This is a genomic window from Brevundimonas sp. (assembly GCF_035998205.1).
Taxonomy (GTDB): Bacteria; Pseudomonadota; Alphaproteobacteria; order Caulobacterales; family Caulobacteraceae; genus Brevundimonas.
The window spans coordinates 457,674-477,711 of record NZ_DASYHT010000005.1 but is presented as its reverse complement, the minus strand read 5'-3'; the positions used below and the strand labels follow the sequence as shown (position 1 = coordinate 477,711).

Sequence of the window (20,038 nt, the reverse complement as noted above, 5' to 3'; positions counted from 1 at the left end):
TGGGCCATGGCTGACAGCCCGACGCATCCCGACCCGCCCGCGAAGACCGACCTTCTGACCCGCTGGCGACTGCGGGCGCGGCTCCGCGCCCTGTATCACGGCACCTCGCCCACGGCCGTGCGGTTCCGCATCACCGTGCTGGCGGTAGACCTGCTGATCGTCGCCTTCTTCATCGCCGCCCCGTTCCTGAAGAGCGGCGGCTGGGTCTTCTATCTGCTGGACTACGCCATCGCCGCGGTGCTCGCGACCGATCTTGCCGCAAGGGCCCTCGCCCACACCAACCTGCGCGACTGGCTGAAGAAGCCGATCGTCTGGGTCGACCTGTTCATCCTCGCCACCCTGCTGTTCCCGGCCTGGCTCTACAACCTCGGCTTCCTGCGGGTCCTGCGGCTGTGGACCCTCGTGAACAGCGAGTTCTTCTGGAAGACCGTTGGCCATCGCTTCGACGACACCCGGGTCGAGGAGGTGACGCGCTCGGCGGTCGCCCTCGTGGTCTTTGTCTTCATCGCCACCGGCTTCGTCTACACCAGCTTCATCGGCCGCCATGACGGCATCCTGGGCTATGTCGACGCCCTCTATTTCACCATCACCAGCCTGACGACGACGGGTTTCGGCGACATCACCCTGCCGGGGCTGTGGGGCCGCACCCTGTCGATCCTGATCATGCTCGGCGGGGTCGGCCTGTTTTTCAACCTGATCCAGAGCCTGAGCCGGCCGCACAAGGTGTTCCACCCCTGCCCGACCTGCGGCCTGCGCCGGCACGATCTCGACGCGGTGCACTGCAAGGCCTGCGGCGAGGTGCTGTGCATCCCCGACGACGGCCTCTGAGACGCGGCCTCAGTCCAGCCGCAGGGCCCGGGCCAGAAGCCGCGCCTCCTCGGCCCGGCTGGAGCCGGCCCGCCAGGCCACCACGATCTCGCGGCGCGGCCCCGGGCGCCCCGGCTCGGCCAGGCTGCGCACCACCACGCCGGGCCGGTCCGCCAGCCCGGCCTTGATGGCCATGGCCGGCAGGAAGGACACGCCCAGACCGGCGCCGATCATCTGCACCAGGGTCGGCAGGCTGGTGGCGGCGAACACGTCCTCGCCGCGCGGGGCTTCGAGATCGAGCGCGGCCAGGGCCTGGTCGCGCAGGCAGTGGCCGTCCTCAAGCAGGATCAGGTCGTCGGCGGACAGGGCCCCGACCGGCAGGGCGCCGGGCGCCGCCAGAGGGTGCCCCTCGGGGGCCACGGCGAGGATCTCGTCATCGCCGATCACCGCATGCTCGAGGCCGGAGGTGGCGTAGGGCAGGGCGATGACCACGGCGTCGAGGCGCCCGACCTTGAGCTCGGCCACCAGCCGCGAGGTCAGGTCCTCGCGGATGAACAGGCGCAGGGCCGGGTGGGTCGCCTGCAGCCCGGGCAGCCGCGCCGGCAGCAGGAAGGGGGCGACGGTCGGAATGACGCCCAGCCGGAAGCGGCCGCTCAAAGGCCGGCCGGCGTTGCGCGCCGCCTCGACCAGATCCTCGGCCCGGGCCAGCACATCCTCGGCGCGGCGCACCGCCTCCTGGCCGATCGGCGTCAGCTGCACCTGGCCGCGGGTGCGCTCGACCACCGGCCCGCCAAGGATCTTCTCGAGTTCCTGCACCCCGGACGACAGGGCCGGCTGACTGACGTGCGCGGCCTCGGCCGCCCGGCTGAAGGAGCCGTGCTCGGCGAGCAGTTTCAGATACTGCAGCTGGCGCAGGGTCGGAAGCATTTGAAAGATATGCCCTATCAAATGTCCCTGACCAATAGATGAATCTTATTGGGTGGACACGACCTCGAGCCGCGCGGCCAGCCGCTCGAACTGCATCTGCATGACCCCGTGCACCGGGTCCGCCAAGGCCCCTGCTCCGGGCCCGTTGACCCGGAAGTTCCAGCTCAGGGAGCGGCTTCCCCCGGGACCATCGGATTCCGGGGCCCAGCTGACCGTCAGCACCGCGGCGACGCCCAGGGTCTGCAGGGGCCCGAGCGGCGCTTCCAGACGCACGATGCCGCGTTCGGGCCAGACCATCACCACCTCGCCGTGTCGGACCCCGCCGCCGCCGGGCAGGTCCTCGCACCAGCAGCCGCCGGGACGAAGATCGAGCCGCAGGTTGGCGGCCGAGCCGGACCAGGTGTGATCGGGACTCCACCAGTCGGCGGGCCGGCCAAAGGTGTCGAGGATCGTCTCCGGGGTCGCCCGGGTCGTCGTCTGGAAAGCCAGTACGAAGCCGTCATCGCGGCGCTCGACCACCTCGGCCGCCGCCGGGGTTCCCGCAAGCCCGCCCGCGAGGACAAGGCCCGCCACCCCACGTCCGAACGCCATCCTGCCGACCCTGCGCATCCCTTCGCCCTCCGCAGCCCGCGCTATCGAGCCGCGCCCGGGCTCCGGGGTCAAGCCGCCGTGAAGGTCAGGGGCGCGCCCCAGAAGCGGGCGATCAGGGCGGACTGGGGCCCGGGCTGGCCGGTGGTGAGGAAGTCGCGCCGTCCGGACTGGCCGAGGTCGAACTCGGGGTGGCGGGCGAAATAGCGCTCCAGCGCATCGGCCACCGCCTGCGGCTGGTGGATCACCGGCGTGCCCGGCGGCAGGGCCTCGGCGAACAGGTCGGCGATGATCTCGTAGTGGGTGCAGCCCAGCACGGCGCGGTCGGGATGGCGGCCGATGCGGCGGCGCAGGGCGTCGACGTGGTCACGCACCACGACCCGCAGCTCCTCCTCCGGCGCGCCCAGCTCGATCAGCCCGGCCAGGCCGGGGCAGGCCTCGGAGAAGACCGCCAGGTCCTCGCTGCGCTTGTCGATCTCGATCTCGTAGACCCGGCTCATGGCCGTGGCGGCGGTGCAGAACACGCCCAGCACGTCGATGGCCGACTTGCGCTCGGCCAGGGGATCGATCTCGTGGCTCCACGGCTGGCCGGTGGCGGCCTCGATGGTCGGCACGATGATGCCCAGCACATTGACCGGCCGGCCGCGGCGCGCGCGCTCCTGCGGCAGCCAGGTCTGCTGCAGCCGGCGCAGGGCGATGGCGCTGGCGGTGTTGCAGGCCAGCACGACCACCGAGGCGCCGGCGTCGAACAGCCGGGCGCAGCCGTCGCGGGTCAGCTCGACGATGTCCTCGCCGCCGCGCCCGCCGTAGGGGGCGTGGGCCTGATCGGCCAGATAGACGAGGTCGCACGCCGCGAAGCGCGTGGTCAGTTCACGGTGGACGGTGAGGCCGCCCACCCCGGAATCGAAGACGCCGATGGCCATGGCCCCCGCTCTAGCTGCGACCGGGCGTCGCGTCCAACCCCGTGTGGTCCGGCCCGTGTCGTCCAGCCCGTGACACCCGGCTGTCACGGCTCTAGGGTGCCGCCAACCGAAAAAGTGACGTTCAGGGAGTCCCCATGCACAGACGACACCTTCTTATCGGCGGCGCCAGCCTGTTCGCCGTGGCCGGCTGCGCCTCGGGCCCGGCCGGCGCCGCGCTGACGCCGGCCGCCGCCGCCAGCCTCGAGGCGGACGCCCGCATCGCCCGCGCCGTGCTGCCGACGACCGCGCCGCGCGCCGAGCTGCTGCAGCCCTGGACCGGCCCGTTCGAGGGGGTGCCGCCGTGGGATCGCGTCACCGCCGACAAGCTGCGCGAGGCCATCATCGAGGGCATCGCCCTGCGCCGCGCCGAGATCGAGGCCATCGCCAACAACCCCGAGCCGGCCAGCTTCGCCAACACCTCGGTGGCGCTGCAGATGGCCGGCGAGCCGCTGGGCCGGGCGCTGTCCCTGTTCGGCGTGATGACCTCCAATATCGGCTCGGCCGACTACCAGGCAGTGCAGCGCGAGGTGTCGCCACTGCTGTCGGCGGCGGGAGACGAGATCACCTTCAACACCCGCCTGTTCGAGCGCATCCGCACCGTGGCCGACACCGCCGCGGCGCGCGGCCTGACCGCCGAACAGACCCGTCTGGTCGAGCGCAGCCGCGACTCCTTCATCCGCAACGGCGCCGCGCTGAACGAGGCCCAGAAGGCCGAGCTGGGCCGCATCAACACCGCCCTGTCGCGCGCCTTCACCAGCTTCGGCCAGAAGGTGGTCGAGGACGAAAAGACCTGGACCCACATCCCGACCGAGGCCGGGGTCGCCGGCCTGCCGGACTCAAACAAGGCCGCCGCGGCGGCCGCCGCCAGCGCCCGCGGCCTGACCGGCTGGGCCATCGTCAACACCCGCTCCAGCGTCGATCCGTTCCTGAGCTTCGGCGACGACCGGGCCATGCGCGAGGTGGTGTGGCGCAAGTTCGTCAACCGCGGCGACAACGGCGACGCCAATGACACCAATGCGGTGATCGCCGAGATCGTCCGGCTGCGGCACGAGCGGGCGCAGCTGCTCGGCTTCGCCAACCACGCCGAGTGGCGCATGCAGGACACCATGGCGAAGACGCCGGCGGCGGCGATGGCGCTGATGGAGCGGGTCTGGGCCCCGGCCAAGGCCCGGGTGGTCGAGGAGGTTGCCGACATGCGCGCCCTCGCCGGCCACGACATCGAGCCGTGGGACTACCTCTACTACGCCGAGAAGGTGCGGAAGGCGAAGTACGACCTCGACCAGAACGAGATGAAGGCCTACTTCGACCTCAACGCGGTCAAGCGCGGCGCCTTCTACATGGCCGAGCGCCTGTACGGGCTGGAATTCACGCCCCTCGCCGCCGGCACGGTCCCTGTGTTCCACCCGGACGTCGAGGTGTTCGAGGTCAAGGACAAGGCCAGCGGCCGCCACGTCGGCGTCTTCTACTCGGACGACTTCGCGCGCACCGGCAAGCGCTCGGGCGCCTGGGCCACGACCTACCGCAGCTACTCGACCTACGACGGCGTCAAGAACGTGCTGTCGTCGAACAACAACAACTTCATCAAGGCCCCCGAGGGCCAGCCGCTGCTGATCTCGCTGGACGACGCCGAGACCCTGTTCCACGAGTTCGGCCACGCCCTGCACTCGCTGCTGGCCAACTACACCTACCCGGCGCTGGGCGGCACGCCGCGCGACTACGTCGAGTACCCGTCGCAGGTCCACGAGCACTGGGTGCTGAGCCGGCCGATCCTCGACGGCTTCATGCGCCACTACGAGACCGGCGAGCCCATGCCCCAGGCCCTGGTCGACAAGATCGAGGCGGCGGCCACCTTCAACCAGGGCTATGCCACGGTCAGCTACCTGTCCTCGGCCCTGGTCGACATGGACCTGCACACCCGGGCGACGCCGCCGACCGACATCGACGCCTTCGAGCGCGAGAGCCTGGCGCGCTACGGCATGCCGCGGGAGATCGTGATGCGGCACCGCCTGCCGCAGTTCAATCACCTCTTCACCTCGGACGCCTACTCGGCCGGCTACTACAGCTACCTGTGGTCCGAGGTGATGGACGCGGACACCTGGGCCTACTTCGAGGAGTCCGGGGACGTCTTCAATCCGGACATCGGCGCCCGCTACAAGGCCATCATCCTGGCCGAGGGCAATTCGTCCGACCGGGCCGAGGCCTACCGCCGCTTCCGCGGCCGCGACCCGGATGTGGCCGCCCTGCTGCGCGTGCGCGGCTTCCCGGTCAGCTGAGACCGGCGACATCCTGAAACGGCAAGGGCCGGAGGGGGCGACCCCTCCGGCCCTTTTCTCTGTGTCCGGATGACGCCGGCTCAGACCATGCCGGCGACGTCGGCGGCGCGGGCCATGATCACCGGACGCTCGCCGCGCGCTTCGGCATAGGCCTGACGGGCCGGCGCGGGCAGGCGGGCGACGGCTTCAGCGCGGAAACGGTCGCGGCAGACGCCTTGCTCCACCGGCGTGCCGCCGGGGCAGGCGCGGCGGGCTTCGCGGCGGACGCGGGCGTCAAAGGCGGCGGCGTCGGTCGGGTTGGACAGGGACAGATCGCCGATGACGATCCGGTAATCACGATCCTGGGCCTCGGCGGAGGTCTGGGCGCCGGCGGCGACCAGAAGGGCGGCGGTGAGCGCGGTCACGAAAGCACGCATGGGGTCGATCCTTTTGGCGACGTCGCGGGGAGGCGACGGGGCGCTTTCTGCCCCGCTTCGTCGACAGGAAGACCGAACTTTTGCGACTCCCGAACGAAATCTGCATGACCACACCCCGCCGCTCGTGTGGCGGCTTGATGGCCGATCCTCCCGGTCCGGACGGGTCCGGCGCGAACGTCGCGCCGGACCTCCAGATCCGGGGGCGTCAGAGTCCGCCGAAGCCGGCGGGGGCGCGGGCCAGAATCACCGGGCCCTCGTCGCGCGCGGCCGCATAGGCCTGACGGGCGGATGCGGGGAGCTGGGCGACGGCCGCGGCGCGGAAACGCACCGTGCAGTCGAGCTGCTGGACCGGAGTGCCGCCCACGCAGGCGCGGCGGGCCTCGCGCCGGACCCGGGACTCGAACTCGGCGGCATGGGCGGGGTTGGACAGGGTCAGGTCGCCATAGGCGACGCGGTGATCCTGGGCGGCCGCCGGGACGGCGGCGGCGAGGGCGGCGACCGCCGCGACGGCGACGTAAACGGTCTTCATGGGGCCTCTCCTGACAGCTGTTTCACCCCTGTGGGGCGGCAGCCGCAGGTTGATCGCGACCGCCAGACAGCTATAGTCAGACCCGATGGCGTAGTTATGGCCCTGAATTAAATCGACATCATGACTCTGGATTCATGAATACTCTGTAATCCAGTATTCGTCTCGCCGCCTTCCTGACCTCGTCAGCCGCTGTTGCGCAGGCCGGCGGCGATGCCGTTGATGGCCAGCAGGATGCCGGCGCGCACGCGCGGATCGTCGTCCCCCGCGCGGCGGCGACGGATCAGCTCGATCTGCACATGGTTCAGCGGCTCCACATAGGGCATACGCAGCCGGATCAGCCGGTCCAGCCCGGGCTGGCGCGCGAGCAGCTCGTCCTGGCCGGTGATGTCGAGCAGGGTCTGACGGGTCAGGTCGTACTCGGCCTGCAGCGCCCCGTGGATGCGGGCCGCCAGCGTCTGGTCGGGCACGAGGGCGGCGTAGCGGCGGGCGATGGTCATGTCGGCCTTGGCCATGACCATCTCCATGTTCTGCAGCAGGGTGGTGAAGAAGGGCCAGTCGCGGGCCATGGCGCGCAGCTCGTCGAGGTCTGCCCCCGTGTCGCGCACCGCCGAGCCGAAGCCGAACCAGCCCGGCAGCATCACCCGGCTCTGCGACCAGCTGAATACCCAGGGAATGGCGCGCAGGTCCTCGATGCGCGAGGAGGCGGTGCGCGAGGCCGGGCGCGAGCCGATCTTCAGGTCGGCGATCTCGGCGATCGGGGTGGCGGCGCGGAAGTAGTCGACGAAGCCCTCGGTTTCGTAGACCAGCGCCCGGTAGGCCTGCATCGAGGCGTCGGACAGCCGGCCCATGGTCGCGCCATGGCGGGCGCCGAACGTGTCGTCGCCCTCGGGCCGCAGCGAGCTGAGCAGAACGCCGCAGGTCAGGGCGTCGAGGTTGCGCCGGGCGATGTCCGGGTCGCCGTACTTGTTGGCGATGACCTCGCCCTGTTCGGTGACGCGGATGCGGCCCTGCACCGTGCCGCGCGGCTGGGCCACCACCCCGGCGAAGCTGGAGCCGCCGCCGCGCCCGACCGCGCCCCCGCGGCCGTGGAACAGCTGCAGCCGCACGCCGAACCCGGCGGCCACCTCCAGCAGGCCGCGCGAGGCCTCGTTCAGCTCCCAGCCCGAGGTCAGGTAGGAGCCGTCCTTGTTGGAGTCGGAATAGCCGATCATCACCTCCTGCACGCCGCGGGCGCGGGCCACCGCCGCGGCGGCCGGGCTGGCCAGCAGCCGTTCCAGGGTGGCGCGGGCGGCGCGCAGGTCGTCGATGGTCTCGAACAGGGGCGCGGCCTGGATCGGACAGGCGCCCGGATCCTCCGGCCGGAACAGCCCGACCTCCTTGAGCAGCAGATAGACCTCCAGCAGGTCCGAGGCTGCGTCGGTCTTGGAGACGATGTGGGTGCGGATGGCGTGCGGGCCGAAGCGCGCCACGGCTTCCGCCGCCGCCTGCAGGATGGCCCGCTCCTTCAGCGTCTCGGCGCCATAGGTCGCATAGGGGCTGAACAGGGGACGGGGGGAGGCCAGCTCGGCCTCCAGCACCGCCAGCCGGCCGGCCTCGTCCAGCGCGCTGTAGTCGGGGCAGACCCCGGCGACGCGCAGCAGCTCGGCCACCACCCGCTCGTGCACGTCGGAGTTCTGGCGCAGGTCGAGGGTGGCGAGGTGGAAGCCGAACACCTCCACCGCCGCGATCAGGGTCGGCAGGGGCCCCTCGGAGAAGACCGCACCGTGGTGGGTCACGAGACTGTCCTGCAGCACGCCGAGATCGGCGTGGAAGGCCTCGGGGGTCTCATAGGCGGGGGCGGCGAAGCCCGGCGCCCGCGGGGCCGGCTCGCCGCCGAGCGCCAGATGGGTCGCCGCCAGCCGGGCGTAGATGTGGGTCAGGGCCTTGCGGTAGGGCTCCAGCGCCCGGTGCGGCGAGGGATCGCCGGAGGACTCCGCCAGCGCCGCCAGCTGGGGCGACACCCCGGCGAGGCTGGAGGACAGGCTGAGCTCGGCCCCGAGGCCGTGCACCGCCTCCAGATAGAAGCGCAGGGCGGCGCGGGCCTGGGTGGCGAAGGCGGCCCTCAGGGTGCCGGCGTCGACGTTGGGGTTGCCGTCGCGGTCGCCGCCGACCCAGCTGCCGACGCGCAGGAAGGCGGGCAGGTCAGGGGCGTCGAGCCGCCGCCGCCACTCCAGCAGCCGGTCCGGCGCCGCGCGCATGAACACCCGCTCGAGGAAGGAGGTGACGGTGTCGATCTCGTCCTGCACCACCAGGCCCGAGGCGCGCACCAGCCGGGTGCACCACAGGATGATGATCTGGCGGCGCAGCTCCGGCGTCACCTGCAGCGTCTCGCCGGACCGGTCGATCAGGTCCGAGATCGCCGCCAGCCGGTCGATCACGCTCTTGCGCCGCACCTCGGACGGGTGCGCCGTCAGCACCGGCGAGATCAGGCCGCCGGCCAGCAGGTCGCGCGCCTCGGCCGGGCCGCGGCCCTCGTCGGCCAGCCGGCGCAGGGCGCCCTCGGGCGTGTCCGGCCGCTCGCCGGCGGCGCCGCGGTCGCGGGCGTGGCGCTTGCCCGACCGGTCCTCGGCGATGTTGGCCAGCAGGGAGAAGGCGGCGAAGCCATGCGCCAGCCCGACCGCCTGGTCGAGCGGCAGGTCGCTGAGCAGCGCCTCCAGCCGCGCCGCGCCATTGGCCCCGGGGTGGCGGTGATAGGCCACCGAGGCCTGCCGCACCGCCTCGATGCGGTCGTACAGGGCCTCGCCGCTCTCGGCGCGGATGACCTCGCCGAGCAGGGCGCCGAGGGCGCGCACCTCCTCGCGCAGGTGGTCGTCGGACAGGGGCTCGGCGGCCTGGATCATGGAAGCGTCTCGCTGCGGGGAGGCAGGACACCGACCCTAGAGCGCCCCCGCCGCCCTGCCTACCGCCCCGGCGAACAGCGAAACGCAATGTGCGCGGGGGCGAGTGTTGACCAATAACTCTACATATGTAGACTTGTTGCATGCCTCGCTTTCGCGCCCTGTCCCCGGTCGCTCGCGCTGTGCTCGCGGCCCTGCTCGAGCAGGGCGATGCCGTGCACGGCTACGACCTGTGCCGCCGCGCCGGCATCAAGTCCGGCACCCTGTATCCGCTGCTGATCCGCTGGGAGGCCCAGGGCTGGCTCACGGCCGAGTGGCGCCCCTCGCCGGAGCCGGGCCGACCGCCCCGACACGTCTACCGGCTGACCGCCGAAGGCCGCCGGCAGGCGCTGGCGGCGCAGGAGCCCGCGGGCGCCCCGAACATGCTCCCCGGGCGCGCGGCGACATGAGCCGCCTCACCCGGTCAATGGCGCGGCGGCTCACGGCCCTCGCCGCCCTGTGCCTGCCGCCGCGCCTGGCCGACTGGGGCCGCGCCATGCGGCAGGAGGTTGAGGCGCTCGACGACAGCGCTGCCATGGCCTTCGCCGCCGGCTGTCTTGTCGGGGCGCTGCGGACCACAGCGGTCGACGGCCTCGGCCGGCTCGCCCGCGCCGTCACCGGCCTCACCTCCCCCGCCAATGACCCCTCCGAGGATCTTCCCATGCCCGCCGCCCTCAGCCCTCGCCTCCTCGCCTTGCTGTGCGGCGTCGCCGCCACGGCGCTCGGCTTCCTGTATCTGACCCTCGCGGGTGCGCCGCCGCGCCTCCTGCTGATGAACGCGGGCGCCCTGGCGCTGGGTCTGCTCGCCACCGCGCTCGCCAGCCGGATCGACGGCGACATCGGCCTGAGGGGGCGCGGCGCGATCGTGGCCGGGCTCGCCATCATCCTCGCCCTTGTCGCCGCCGGAGGCACAGCGGCGGACGGGGCCGCGCGCTGGCTCGTGCTCGCCGGGGTCGCCTTTCAGCCCAGCCTGATCGTCCTGCCGGTCATGGTGCTGCTGTTCGCGGGCGCGCGGACGCCGCTGGCCGCCACGGGTGTGGCGATCGCCGGCCTTGCGCTGGCCCTTCAGCCCGACCGCGCCATGGCCGCCGCCCTGACCGCGAGCGTGGCCGCGATCGCCGTCGTCCATCGGGAACGTCCCGTTCTTCTGGCGCTGCTGGCCAGCGCGGCGGCGACGCTCGCCGCCTTCGCCCAGCCGGACCTGCTGCCGGCGACGCCGTTCGTCGACCGCGTCTTCCTGACCGCCTTCGCCACCCATCCCGTCGCCGGGGTCGCCGTGTGGACGGGCGCCGCGCTGCTGCTGGTTCCCGGCCTCGTCGGTCTGGTCCGGGATCCGGCGAACCGCGCCGGACATGCCGCCTTCGTCGCCATGTGGGGGTCGGTCATCGCCTCCGCCGTTCTCGGGAACTATCCGACGCCCCTCGTCGCCTATGGCGGCAGCGCCATCGTCGGCTACTTCCTCGCCGCCGCCGTGATGCCGCGCCGGGTGCAGCCGCTCGCCGCCGAAGCCGGCGCCTCCGCAACCGGGGCCGACGCCCCCGAGCGCCTGCTCCGCACAGCCGCCTGAGCCCGGGCGGGGACGCCTCTCGAAACCCGGTGGGCGCGGGCTGGCGCCGGGCAGGTCCACACGTCTCCTCCCCCGCGTGCGGGGGAGGGGGACCGCCGAAGGCGGTGGTGGGGGCGACCGCCAGCGATGCGCCTGAGCCCGCCCCCTCCACCATGCTGCGCATGGTCCCCCTCCCCCATACGCTGCGCCATGGGGGAGGAGAGCCCGCCCCCTCGCCTTGCCTGCGCGCGGGTTTTCGGCCATAAGCCGCGGCTTCCGACGCAAGTGAACCTCGCGTCTCCACCTGCACGACCCCGTTTTCGAGCGGACGAGGCAGGCGAGAACCCTCTGCCGACGTGATCGTCGCCAGAGGCCGTTGTCGTATGGAGCCGCCTCACCTGCGCACATGAGGTAGTTGATGTTCGAGGCTCTGAACGAGCGGCTGACAGGGGTTTTCGACCGGATCACCGGTCGCGGCGCCCTGTCCGAAAAGGACGTTCAGGAGGCGATGCGCGAGGTGCGCGTGGCCCTGCTCGAGGCCGACGTCGCCCTGCCCGTGGTCAAGGACTTCATCGCCTTCGCCACCGAGCGCGCCACCGGCGAGGAGGTGATCCGCTCGGTCAAGCCCGCCGACCAGGTGATCAAGATCGTCTACGACGGCCTGGTCGAGATGCTGGGCGGCGAGGAGCCGGTCCCGCTCAACCTGAACGCCACGCCGCCGGCGGTCTTCCTGATGGCCGGCCTGCAGGGCTCGGGCAAGACGACCACCTCGGCCAAGCTGGCGCTGCGCCTGACGAAGTTCGAGCGCAAGAAGGTCATGATGGCCTCGCTCGACACCCGCCGCCCGGCGGCGATGGAGCAGCTGGCCACCCTCGGCAAGCAGATCGAGGTCGCCACCCTGCCGATCGTGGCCGGGGAGACCGCCGTCGACATCACCCGCCGGGCCCTGTCCTCGGCGCGGCTGCAGGGCTTCGACGTCCTGATCCTCGACACCGCCGGCCGCATCACCCTCGACGAGGCGCTGATGGCCGAGGTGGCCGAGGTCGCCGCCATCGCCAGGCCGGTCGAGACCCTGCTGGTGGCCGACAGCCTGACCGGCCAGGACGCCGTGCGCACCGCCCGCGCCTTCCACGAGCGCCTGCCCCTCACCGGCCTGGTGCTGACCCGGGCCGACGGCGACGGCCGCGGCGGCGCCATGCTGTCGATGCGGGCCGTCACCGGCCTGCCGATCAAGTTCCTCGGCGCCGGCGAGAAGGTCGATGCGCTGGACGTGTTCGACGCCCGCCGCGTCGCCGGCCGCATCCTCGGCCAGGGCGACATCGTGGCCCTGGTGGAGAAGGCCAGCCAGGAGCTGGACCAGGCCAAGGCCGAGAAGATGGCGCGCAAGCTGGCCAAGGGCCAGTTTGACCTCGACGACCTCGCCGGCCAGCTCGAGCAGATGAAGCGCATGGGCGGGCTGCAGGGCATCATGGGCCTGCTGCCCGGCGTGGCCAAGATGAAGGCGCAGATGGCCGAGACCGGCGTCGACGACCGGATGATCAATCGCCAGCAGGCGATCATCCGCTCGATGACCAAGGCCGAGCGCAAGAAGCCCGACCTGCTCAACGCCAGCCGCAAGCGGCGCATCGCCGCCGGGGCCGGGGTGGAGGTGCAGGACATCAACCGCCTGCTCAAGCAGCACCGGCAGATGCAGGACGCGGTGAAGATGATGACGAAGGGCGGGGGCAAGAACCTCGCCCGCATGGCCCAGGCCATGGGTCTGCCCGGCATGGGCGGCCCCGGCGGCGCCGACATGGCCCGGCTGAAGGCGATGGGCGGCGGCAAGCTGCCCGAGCCCTCCGGCGACGAGATGAAAGCCCTGCAGGACCGGCTCGCCGGCCTCGGCGGCGGTTCCATTCCGGGAGGCCTTCCGGGCCTGCCCGGCCTGCCCACCAAGAAGACCTAACCTGAGAAGAGACTGAAAATGCTGAAGATCCGTCTGGCCCGCGGCGGCGCCAAGAAGCGCCCCTACTACCACATCGTCGTCGCCGACTCGCACGCCCCGCGCGACGGCAAGTTCATCGAGAAGGTCGGCAGCTACAACCCGATGCTGCCCAAGGACGGCGCCACCCCGCGCGTCGCCCTGAAGGTCGAGCGCATCGCCGAGTGGCTCGGCAAGGGCGCCCAGCCGACCGACCGCGTGGCCCGCTTCCTGAGCCAGGACGAGACCCTCGGCCAGAAGGTCAAGTGGACCCAGGGCAACAACCCGAACAAGGGCGCGCCGGGCAAGAAGGCCCAGGAGCGCGCCGCCGAGCGCGCCCAGCGCGAGGCCGACCGTCTGGAAGCCGAGGCCCAGGCCAAGGCTGACGCCGAAGCCGCCGCCAAGGCGGAAGCCGAAGCCGCTGCGGCCGCCGCCGCCGCCCCGGCGCCTGAGCCGGAAGCCCCGGCCGCCGAGGAAGCTCCGGCCGCTGAAGAGGCTCCGGCCGCTGAAGACGCGACCGAAGAAAAGGCCGAAGGCTGAGGCTGACCGCCCAACGATGACCCTTCTCCCCTTGCGGGAGAAGGTGTCATGCGGCGGCCGCGCGCCCATTCCTCCCCCGCAGGGGGAGGGGGACCGTCCGGAGCTCGCAGGGCGAAGGAGGGTGGAGGGGGATGTCCTCGACGGCGCCGCCCGCCCCCCTCCGTCTCGCCGCTACGCGGCGAGCCACCTCCCCCTGTGGGGGAGGACCTGCCGCCCCGGCCCCGGCGCCGGCGTCCCCGAGGGAGAGAGCAGGATGTCCAAACTCATCTTCGTGGCCCAGGTGGGCGGGGCGTTCGGGGTCCGGGGCGAGGTGCGGATCACCGCCCATACCGCCGACCCCATGGCCCTGCTCGGCTACAGCCCGCTGCTGCGGGCCGACGGCTCGGTCGGGCTGACCCTGGTCTCCGCCCGGCCGGACAAGGCGGGCGTCGTCGCCCGGGTGAAGGAGATCACCACGAAGGAACAGGCCGACGCCCTGCGCGGGCTGAAGCTGTACGTCCCGCGCGACCGGCTGCCGGCCGTCGAGGACGAGGACGAATTCTACCTCACCGACCTGATCGGGCTGGAGGCGCGCGACGCCGACGACCTCGTGCTGGGCCGGGTCAAGGCGGTGCAGAACTTCGGCGCCTCGGACATGCTGGAGATCGCCCCGGCAAGCGGCGGCGCCACCTGGTATCTGCCCTTCACCCGCGACGCCGTCCCGGAGGTCCGTGTCGTCGACGGCTGGCTGCGCGCCCTGCGCCCGGCGGAGATCGGCGACCCCGAACCGGGCGAGGGCTGAGCCGCCCGGCGCGAGCCGGTTCAGTCGAGGTCGACCACCTCGGCGTCGCCCACATGCTTGCGGATCGACTCGATCGCCCGCTTCGCCCCCGACCGGTCCGAATAGCCCTCGGTCGAGAAGATGATCTCGGCATTGTACTTGAAGCGGACGCGGAACTCCCCGGCCTTGTCCTTGTAGACTTCGAACCTGTGCGCCATGGCGGCCTCCCCGTCCGGCCCTCGCGGCCGGCCAGGCCAGACTTGTCCGCGGGCGCCCCACGGTCAAGCCGGCCGTCACTCCCGCCACATCGGGCCGTCGATGACGTAGCCGCGGGCCTCCAGCCGGTCGAGCAGGCCGTCGGGCTCGGCCAGCAGGCCCAGCGGCCCGACCCCCATGACCACCGCCTCGCCGGTCAGGGCGGCCTCGATCTCGGCCAGCCAGGCGGCGCGGAACTCGGCCCCGGTGCGCGGGTCGCCCCACGGCCAGCACTGCTCCAGCGCCTGCTCCAGCGCGCTCTGCCGCACCTCCGGCACGCGCAGCCGGGTCCAGTCGCGACCGCGCTGGATCATCCCCTCGCGGCCGGCCTCGGTGGCGGCGATGGCCGCCTCCAGACAGGGGCGGTGGGTCTCGGGCGGCGAGGTCAGCAGGTTGTCGACCAGCTCGTCGCCGCGCCCGGCGATGACCGGCCGCACCGGGATGCGCGCCCGCCGGGCGGTGCGCTCGACAACCGTCCCGGCGCTCGGCCCCGCGTCACGATCGAAGCGGAGCCGGTCGCGCAGCAGGTCGATGCCGGTCACCAGCAGGCCGTCGCGGTCGTAATTCTGGCGATACTGCGCCTCCAGGGCGTCCAGTCGCGCCTGCATCTCCGGCGACAGATAGTCCGCCGTGGTCCGTCCCTCCGGCAGGCGGGTCAGGGTGCGGATGCGCCACATCAGGCGCAGGATGTCGGAGAAGGAGCCCTGCACCCGGGTGCCGAACAGCACCGCATCGACACGCCCCACCGCCGCCTGCAGCGGCGCCGGATCCCACGGCGTCTCCTCCGGCGGGGCGCGCAGGTCGCCGACGAGGATCAGGGTCGCGGCGCCGTCGGAGATCTCCCAGATCGGCGCCCCGGACAGCCGCGCCTCGACGATGATCTCGTCGACCGTGGTGACGGCCTCCGCGGGATCGGGCGTCGCCGCGGGCGTCTGGTCCGGTGTCTGGCCCGGTGTCTGGCCCGGTGTCTGGGCGGCGGCGATGCCGGCGCCGCCGCACGCGAGGGTCAGGGCGAGGGCGGCGGCGACGACGGACGGACGCAGGGCCATGCGGCGGGCTCCCCGACAGCGCGCCCCCGCGGGCGCAACGACAACCGGAAGCTGATCGGGCCCGCCGCGCCGGGCAAGTTAAATCGCCGTCACTCGTCCCCGTTCGACGCACCAGCCGCCGCGACGGGCTGGACGAAGGGCGGGGGCGTCGCCGACCAGCACCCGTCCAGCTGAGCATTGGCGAAAGCCGCCCAGTCCAGCAGCGCGCCCTCGCGCCCGGTGAAGATCATGGCCCCCATGGCCCCGTCCGGATGCACCGCATATCCCCACACCGCCACGGTTGAACCCCCGTCGAGGACGATCGGCGGCCCCGGCGGGGTGCGGCCTCCGGCAGGCAGCTGCCCGGCGGAGCGCGACGGACGGAAGCGCGGCGCGAAGCGGTCGGCCAGCATCTGCCGGACGCCATGGACCGCCGGACAGGTGTCTCCGTCGGCCCACTCGACCCGCAGCGCGGTCCCCCGCCCGACCTCGCGCAACGCCCAGGGGCGCCAGACCGGGACCTCCGTTTCCGCGCCTTGCCGGTGCTCGTACAGATGCACCGTGGCGGCGACGCCGCCGTGTGCGCTCGCGTAGCCGCCGACATAGAAGCTGCCAGGCGGCTTCAGCTGCTCTCCCCTGACCATGGCGGGGATGAGATGGCCGCCCGCCACCGGGGCCGCGTCCCGCGTCGGCGGAGCCTGCGCCGCAACGCCCCCGGCCGCCAGCAGGGCGGCGGTCAGGACAAGGCTGGCTAACCTTGGCATTGCGCCTCGCGAGTTCACTGCCGAGACGCCCCAGACGCAGCCGCATCCGCCCAGCACGGGCGCAACGCATCGTCGGCGGCACCTATGCGCTCAGCCAGCTCGCCCGCGTTCGCCGACAGCCGAACTTCCGCGAAGGCGCCGTCCGGTTGCTGCGCCCGACCCCACACAAGGTAGTTGGGACCATCAAATCGAGGCGGAGCTGGGGCAGGCCCAGCCGGCATGCCCGGCCGAAGCCGCAGCTGCGGCATGTTGAGATCGTCAAGCAATTGCGCGACGTTCGGCAGCGCCGAACAGCTCAACGCGTCGATCCAGATCGCCCGCTCTCGGCCGCTTGAAGTGCGCAGCGATCTGACCGCGGCCAGCGTCGGTTCCGCGCCGGGATCATGTCTGGCGGGAGAATAGATTTCGACGACCCGGTTACCGCGGCCCTGCGTTTCATATCCAACGAGAAAGTGGCCACGCCCCCCCACATGGCGGGAGCTGTCCTCGACGTCCTGCGCGACGGACAGTGACACGGCGCCGAGCCACGACAAGGTACCGACCGCTATCGTCGTAAGGGTTCTCACGGACATGTCTGGGCCTCGGGGTTAACTTCTGATCCCTCTTGGCCGGATATCGCGTCGTCACGATTCCGTTGATCATAGTGCACGATCTTTGTGGGCCCCAAGGCTTCATAAGACCCCGGCTTCCTTGCCACAACATAGAGAGATGCTTGCGAGCCAGCGCCGGGTTTCTGCGCCTCTCGAAGATTCTGGCTGTAGGTCAAAACACCTTGGTCCCCATCACTGTACGAGTTTCCAGATGGGAGAAACGCGTCCATGTTGTGTGTATGAATCGTACCCCAATGAACAGCCCCCGGGCTTGGCGGACTCCAATCAAGCTCGACGCTTACCCGAGCATTCTGATCCTCTCTGAGGATTTGAGCGGCCTCGAAAAAGGTGAACTCGGAAGCTCTGACAGCCCCTGCAATTATAGAGCCGTCCGGCATTTCCCATAACGCGGCACCGTATTCTCTATCATTAATTCCCTGTTCTGATGGAAAGTTCGACGTGGCAAACGCTTCGATGTCGCGCGTCGTTTTCGCCGCCGCCGCATCCGCGTTCCACGCCAGCGCCGAGGCCGGGCTGGCGCAGGGGTCCTGAACCAGCAACTCGGGCTGGCCCCAGTTCGGGTCGTCCGGGAGGGTGTTCTCTTCCTCGCCGCCGCCGCCGCCGCCGCCACCGCCACCGCCGCTGGGGCGGATGGGGAAGCCCAGACCGCTGGCGACCCGGCGCTGGCCGACCACCGTGATGCCCTCGACCGTCGTCACGTCGCTCATGATCTTCGCCTCCGGTTGCAACCGGAGGCAGCATGACACGCCCCCTGACGGGGCGAGTCACGAGAGCGTGACGGTCAGGCGTCCCCAGCAGGAAGACCTTGCGCCGCGAAATACCGCCGGCTAGCACGCCGCGACGCCCTCCGGGTCTAACGCCTCATGACTGACGATCCGACCGGACCCGGAGGTCATGAATGCGGCCCCGGTCGGGGACGGGGTAGATGCCTGTTGCGGACGAGGCGACGGCACCAGCATCAGGCCCTATGGGAGCGGCGCCGCCGGAGCGACCGGGGGGTTGCAGCGTTGAATGGCGGCTACGGTATCTGTCAGCCAGAAGGCATATGGCCCCTGGCTGCCGCGCAGTTCCACATCCATGGATGACCAGTCGGGGGCGTAAACCTGGGTCCTGATCGTCCAGAGCTCCCCATGAGGCCGGAATGGCGGCATTGGGCGCTCGCGGGCAGCTCCCGGCTGCAGCAGGGCGGGTCCCGGCCGGAGGGGCGGAAGGGTCTGAAAGACGTCCAGCGCCGCCCGAAACCGGGGGCAATCCTGATCGCTGACGCGCCAGGTCTGGCGGCCGATAATCAGCGTCGCGGTGGCATGGTTGGGAACACCTGCCTCGGTAGCGATCTCCAACCGATGGCCCAGTGAATTCTCGGCGACCAGCTCCATGAAGGGCCAAGGGTCCGGGTCGGCATCCTGAGTGCGGGCTATACTGGCAGCATTTGAGCTCGCACAGCTGGACAGGAAGAAGGCCAGACCGGCGCTCGCGTACAGTCGACGCGTTCCGCTACTGCGAACAAGGTTGAGCATCTGGGTTCACCTCGGCCCCTTCTTCGATCGGCCTCACTGGATCCGGACTGTTCGCGGCCCGAGGGCCGTCTTGATAGACACGGATCGTCGGAGGGCCGCCATCCTGATCAACAGCGATTATGTACATGTAGAACGTCTCGTCCGAACGGCCACTCTCGCGCGCTAAACGATTGTTCCTCATGAAGCCGCCCCAGTCTGCCTCGCTCGGCAACTCATTCCCATTGGGATGACTGTGAACCCACCCTTGATAATTCGCCGTCGTTACGCCAGCAGGATCGATCGTGATCGTCGAGACCCAGTTCGGATTTGTTTGGTCGCGGGGCTCTCCTGGCGTGACCTGATTTGTACCCACAGAGTGCCCGGAGCCCCTGACAAGGAAGCTCCCGAACTCGCGATTCAGCAAGGTTGGGACGCCATTGGGAGCGTCCGCGAATCCGATCTCTGCCGCCTTAAGAAGAAACTTCGCAACAGCACCAGCCCCGGCCGCATCCGCGTTCCACGCCAGCGCCGAGGCCGGGTTGGCGCAGGGGTCCTGAACCAGCAGCTCGGGCTGGCCCCAGTTCGGGTCGTCCGGAAGGGTGTTCTCTTCCTCGCCGCCGCTTGTCCCGCCGCCGCCGCCGCCACCGCCGCTGGGGCGGATGGGGAAGCCCAGACCGCTGGCGACCCGGCGCTGGCCGACCACCGTGATGCCCTCGACCGTCGTCACGTCGCTCATCTGTTTCGCCTCCGCTTGCAACCGGAGGCAGCATGACACCCCCCCCTGAAGGGGCCAGTCACGAGGGCGTGACGGTCACTCGTCCCCGTCGGACAGGCCCATCATGTGGAAGCCGGCGTCGACGTGGACGACCTCGCCGGTGGTCGACAGGCCGAGGTCGGACAGCAGCCACAGGGCGCAGCCGGCCACGCCTTCCATCGAGGTGTCCTGCTTCATCGCCGACATCTCGCGGCCCTTCGACAGCATGCCGCGACCGCCGGAGATGCCCGCCAGCGACAGGGTGCGCATGGCCCCGGCCGAGATGGCGTTGACGCGGATGTTCTTCGGCCCGAGGTCGCGGGCGATGTAGCGGGTGGCGGCTTCCAGCCCGGCCTTGGCCACGCCCATGGTGTTGTAGTTGGGGATGGCGCGCTCGGACCCGAGGTAGGTCAGGGTGATCATCGACCCGCCATCCGGCATCAGCTTCGCCGCCCGCTTGGCCACATCGACGAAGCTGAACACCGAGATGTTCATGGCCAGCAGGAAGCTGTCGCGGGTGGTGTTGTCGACGAAGCTGCCCTGCAGCTCGTTCTTGTTGGCGAAGGCCACCGAATGGACCACGAAGTCGAGCTTGCCGAAGGTCTTCTCGACCTCGGCGAACAGGGCGTCCATCGAGGCGTCGTCGGTGACGTCGGCGGGCAGGATCAGCTTCGCCCCGACGCTCTCGGCCAGCGGGCGCACCCGGCGCTCCAGCCCCTCGCCGAGGTAGGTGAAGGCCAGCTCGGCGCCCTGGGCGGCCAGCTGCGAGGCGATGCCCCAGGCGATCGAGTTGGCGTTGGCCACCCCGAGCACCAGGCCCTTCTTGCCCTTCATCAGCTCGCCCTTGGGCATGTTCCAGCCGGACTCGGCCATGGGGATCTCCCTTCGCAATGAGGCGGCGAGGGTT

At 71.1% G+C, this 20,038-nt stretch carries 21 protein-coding genes; 7 read left to right on the top strand and 14 right to left on the bottom strand.

All coding sequences use genetic code 11. The features are described 5' to 3' along the window. Positions 1–6 precede the first annotated feature (6 nt). On the top strand, positions 7–828 hold the full coding sequence (locus tag VGN74_RS09635) for an ion channel (RefSeq protein WP_327447529.1): 822 nt from the start codon (positions 7–9) through the stop codon (positions 826–828). A 9-nt stretch (positions 829–837) separates the two neighbouring features. Here VGN74_RS09635 and VGN74_RS09630 read toward each other — a convergent pair whose 3' ends face one another. The 3 genes from VGN74_RS09630 to VGN74_RS09620 all read right to left on the bottom strand — a co-directional run bounded on the left by VGN74_RS09630 (position 838) and on the right by VGN74_RS09620 (position 3,245). Then, positions 838–1,734 carry a hydrogen peroxide-inducible genes activator gene (locus tag VGN74_RS09630; RefSeq protein WP_327447527.1) on the bottom strand — a complete coding sequence of 299 codons (897 nt, stop codon included), beginning with the start codon at positions 1,732–1,734 and terminating at the stop codon, positions 838–840. Positions 1,735–1,779: 45 nt separating this feature from the next. Then, positions 1,780–2,325: an ATPase gene (locus VGN74_RS09625; RefSeq protein WP_327447525.1), complete on the bottom strand. Its 546-nt coding sequence runs from the start codon at positions 2,323–2,325 to the stop codon at positions 1,780–1,782. A 68-nt stretch (positions 2,326–2,393) separates the two neighbouring features. Then, the gene (locus tag VGN74_RS09620) at positions 2,394–3,245 is read right to left on the bottom strand and encodes a glutamate racemase (RefSeq protein ID WP_327447523.1); all 852 of its coding nucleotides are present in this window, start codon (positions 3,243–3,245) and stop codon (positions 2,394–2,396) included. A gap of 134 nt (positions 3,246–3,379) precedes the next feature. Here VGN74_RS09620 and VGN74_RS09615 point away from each other — a divergent pair, with 134 nt between their 5' ends. Further along, positions 3,380–5,557 carry a M3 family metallopeptidase gene (locus tag VGN74_RS09615; protein ID WP_327447521.1) on the top strand — a complete coding sequence of 726 codons (2,178 nt, stop codon included), beginning with the start codon at positions 3,380–3,382 and terminating at the stop codon, positions 5,555–5,557. 80 nt (positions 5,558–5,637) lie between these two features. Here VGN74_RS09615 and VGN74_RS09610 read toward each other — a convergent pair whose 3' ends face one another. From VGN74_RS09610 to ppc, 3 genes are all read right to left on the bottom strand, one after another. Then, positions 5,638–5,973 carry a UrcA family protein gene (locus tag VGN74_RS09610; RefSeq protein WP_327447520.1) on the bottom strand — a complete coding sequence of 112 codons (336 nt, stop codon included), beginning with the start codon at positions 5,971–5,973 and terminating at the stop codon, positions 5,638–5,640. Between the two features lie 205 nt (positions 5,974–6,178). Further along, positions 6,179–6,502 carry a UrcA family protein gene (locus VGN74_RS09605; protein WP_327447519.1) on the bottom strand — a complete coding sequence of 108 codons (324 nt, stop codon included), beginning with the start codon at positions 6,500–6,502 and terminating at the stop codon, positions 6,179–6,181. A gap of 182 nt (positions 6,503–6,684) precedes the next feature. Further along, the gene (gene ppc, locus VGN74_RS09600) at positions 6,685–9,381 is read right to left on the bottom strand and encodes a phosphoenolpyruvate carboxylase (protein WP_327447518.1); all 2,697 of its coding nucleotides are present in this window, start codon (positions 9,379–9,381) and stop codon (positions 6,685–6,687) included. A 140-nt stretch (positions 9,382–9,521) separates the two neighbouring features. Between ppc and VGN74_RS09595 the strand changes: the two genes are divergently transcribed. The 5 genes from VGN74_RS09595 (at position 9,522) to rimM (ending at position 14,244) form a co-directional block, all read left to right on the top strand. Next, entirely contained in the window at positions 9,522–9,827 is a 306-nt protein-coding gene (locus VGN74_RS09595) for a PadR family transcriptional regulator (RefSeq protein WP_327447517.1), read from the top strand. Then, a complete protein-coding gene (locus VGN74_RS09590; protein WP_327447516.1) occupies positions 9,824–10,984 on the top strand; it encodes a hypothetical protein in 1,161 nt (386 codons plus the stop codon). Before VGN74_RS09595 ends, VGN74_RS09590 begins: the two co-directional genes overlap by 4 nt. Positions 10,985–11,381: 397 nt before the next feature. Then, positions 11,382–12,908 carry a signal recognition particle protein gene (ffh, locus tag VGN74_RS09585; protein ID WP_327447515.1) on the top strand — a complete coding sequence of 509 codons (1,527 nt, stop codon included), beginning with the start codon at positions 11,382–11,384 and terminating at the stop codon, positions 12,906–12,908. 18 nt (positions 12,909–12,926) lie between these two features. Continuing rightward, positions 12,927–13,463, top strand: coding sequence for a 30S ribosomal protein S16 (rpsP, locus tag VGN74_RS09580; protein ID WP_327447514.1), 537 nt, complete (start codon positions 12,927–12,929; stop codon positions 13,461–13,463). A 253-nt stretch (positions 13,464–13,716) separates the two neighbouring features. Then, on the top strand, positions 13,717–14,244 hold the full coding sequence (rimM, locus tag VGN74_RS09575) for a ribosome maturation factor RimM (RefSeq protein WP_327447513.1): 528 nt from the start codon (positions 13,717–13,719) through the stop codon (positions 14,242–14,244). Positions 14,245–14,264: 20 nt separating this feature from the next. Here the strand turns inward: rimM and VGN74_RS09570 are convergent, their stop codons facing one another. The 8 genes from VGN74_RS09570 to VGN74_RS09535 form a co-directional block, all read right to left on the bottom strand. Then, positions 14,265–14,441: a YegP family protein gene (locus tag VGN74_RS09570; protein WP_327447511.1), complete on the bottom strand. Its 177-nt coding sequence runs from the start codon at positions 14,439–14,441 to the stop codon at positions 14,265–14,267. Positions 14,442–14,516: 75 nt separating this feature from the next. Further along, positions 14,517–15,527 carry a TraB/GumN family protein gene (locus VGN74_RS09565; RefSeq protein WP_327447509.1) on the bottom strand — a complete coding sequence of 337 codons (1,011 nt, stop codon included), beginning with the start codon at positions 15,525–15,527 and terminating at the stop codon, positions 14,517–14,519. 89 nt (positions 15,528–15,616) lie between these two features. Then, positions 15,617–16,270, bottom strand: coding sequence for a hypothetical protein (locus VGN74_RS09560; protein ID WP_327447507.1), 654 nt, complete (start codon positions 16,268–16,270; stop codon positions 15,617–15,619). A 14-nt stretch (positions 16,271–16,284) separates the two neighbouring features. Beyond that, positions 16,285–16,842, bottom strand: a complete 558-nt coding sequence (locus tag VGN74_RS09555) for a hypothetical protein (RefSeq protein ID WP_327447505.1) — start codon at positions 16,840–16,842, stop codon at positions 16,285–16,287. Continuing rightward, complete coding sequence (locus VGN74_RS09550) at positions 16,833–17,588, bottom strand: hypothetical protein (RefSeq protein ID WP_327447503.1); 756 nt, start codon at positions 17,586–17,588, stop codon at positions 16,833–16,835. The genes VGN74_RS09555 and VGN74_RS09550 overlap by 10 nt, the downstream gene beginning before the upstream one ends. A 258-nt stretch (positions 17,589–17,846) precedes the next feature. Further along, the gene (locus VGN74_RS09545; RefSeq protein WP_327447501.1) at positions 17,847–18,257 is read right to left on the bottom strand and encodes a hypothetical protein; all 411 of its coding nucleotides are present in this window, start codon (positions 18,255–18,257) and stop codon (positions 17,847–17,849) included. Positions 18,258–18,375: 118 nt separating this feature from the next. After that, complete coding sequence (locus VGN74_RS09540; protein WP_327447499.1) at positions 18,376–19,113, bottom strand: hypothetical protein; 738 nt, start codon at positions 19,111–19,113, stop codon at positions 18,376–18,378. A 75-nt stretch (positions 19,114–19,188) separates the two neighbouring features. Beyond that, positions 19,189–19,983, bottom strand: a complete 795-nt coding sequence (locus VGN74_RS09535) for an enoyl-ACP reductase FabI (protein ID WP_414643543.1) — start codon at positions 19,981–19,983, stop codon at positions 19,189–19,191. Positions 19,984–20,038: the final 55 nt, after the last annotated feature.

Excerpts from the sequence above, each read along its gene's own strand:
- VGN74_RS09635 (WP_327447529.1), top strand. The coding sequence starts at position 7 with ATGGCTGACAGCCCGACGCATCCCGACCCGCCCGCGAAGACCGACCTT.
- VGN74_RS09630 (WP_327447527.1), bottom strand. The coding sequence starts at position 1,734 with ATGCTTCCGACCCTGCGCCAGCTGCAGTATCTGAAACTGCTCGCCGAG.
- VGN74_RS09625 (WP_327447525.1), bottom strand. The coding sequence starts at position 2,325 with ATGGCGTTCGGACGTGGGGTGGCGGGCCTTGTCCTCGCGGGCGGGCTT.
- VGN74_RS09620 (WP_327447523.1), bottom strand. The coding sequence starts at position 3,245 with ATGGCCATCGGCGTCTTCGATTCCGGGGTGGGCGGCCTCACCGTCCAC.
- VGN74_RS09615 (WP_327447521.1), top strand. The coding sequence starts at position 3,380 with ATGCACAGACGACACCTTCTTATCGGCGGCGCCAGCCTGTTCGCCGTG.
- VGN74_RS09610 (WP_327447520.1), bottom strand. The coding sequence starts at position 5,973 with ATGCGTGCTTTCGTGACCGCGCTCACCGCCGCCCTTCTGGTCGCCGCC.
- VGN74_RS09605 (WP_327447519.1), bottom strand. The coding sequence starts at position 6,502 with ATGAAGACCGTTTACGTCGCCGTCGCGGCGGTCGCCGCCCTCGCCGCC.
- ppc (WP_327447518.1), bottom strand. The coding sequence starts at position 9,381 with ATGATCCAGGCCGCCGAGCCCCTGTCCGACGACCACCTGCGCGAGGAG.
- VGN74_RS09595 (WP_327447517.1), top strand. The coding sequence starts at position 9,522 with ATGCCTCGCTTTCGCGCCCTGTCCCCGGTCGCTCGCGCTGTGCTCGCG.
- VGN74_RS09590 (WP_327447516.1), top strand. The coding sequence starts at position 9,824 with ATGAGCCGCCTCACCCGGTCAATGGCGCGGCGGCTCACGGCCCTCGCC.
- ffh (WP_327447515.1), top strand. The coding sequence starts at position 11,382 with ATGTTCGAGGCTCTGAACGAGCGGCTGACAGGGGTTTTCGACCGGATC.
- rpsP (WP_327447514.1), top strand. The coding sequence starts at position 12,927 with ATGCTGAAGATCCGTCTGGCCCGCGGCGGCGCCAAGAAGCGCCCCTAC.
- rimM (WP_327447513.1), top strand. The coding sequence starts at position 13,717 with ATGTCCAAACTCATCTTCGTGGCCCAGGTGGGCGGGGCGTTCGGGGTC.
- VGN74_RS09570 (WP_327447511.1), bottom strand. The coding sequence starts at position 14,441 with ATGGCGCACAGGTTCGAAGTCTACAAGGACAAGGCCGGGGAGTTCCGC.
- VGN74_RS09565 (WP_327447509.1), bottom strand. The coding sequence starts at position 15,527 with ATGGCCCTGCGTCCGTCCGTCGTCGCCGCCGCCCTCGCCCTGACCCTC.
- VGN74_RS09560 (WP_327447507.1), bottom strand. The coding sequence starts at position 16,270 with ATGCCAAGGTTAGCCAGCCTTGTCCTGACCGCCGCCCTGCTGGCGGCC.
- VGN74_RS09555 (WP_327447505.1), bottom strand. The coding sequence starts at position 16,842 with ATGTCCGTGAGAACCCTTACGACGATAGCGGTCGGTACCTTGTCGTGG.
- VGN74_RS09550 (WP_327447503.1), bottom strand. The coding sequence starts at position 17,588 with ATGAGCGACGTGACGACGGTCGAGGGCATCACGGTGGTCGGCCAGCGC.
- VGN74_RS09545 (WP_327447501.1), bottom strand. The coding sequence starts at position 18,257 with ATGGAGCTGGTCGCCGAGAATTCACTGGGCCATCGGTTGGAGATCGCT.
- VGN74_RS09540 (WP_327447499.1), bottom strand. The coding sequence starts at position 19,113 with ATGAGCGACGTGACGACGGTCGAGGGCATCACGGTGGTCGGCCAGCGC.
- VGN74_RS09535 (WP_414643543.1), bottom strand. The coding sequence starts at position 19,983 with ATGCCCAAGGGCGAGCTGATGAAGGGCAAGAAGGGCCTGGTGCTCGGG.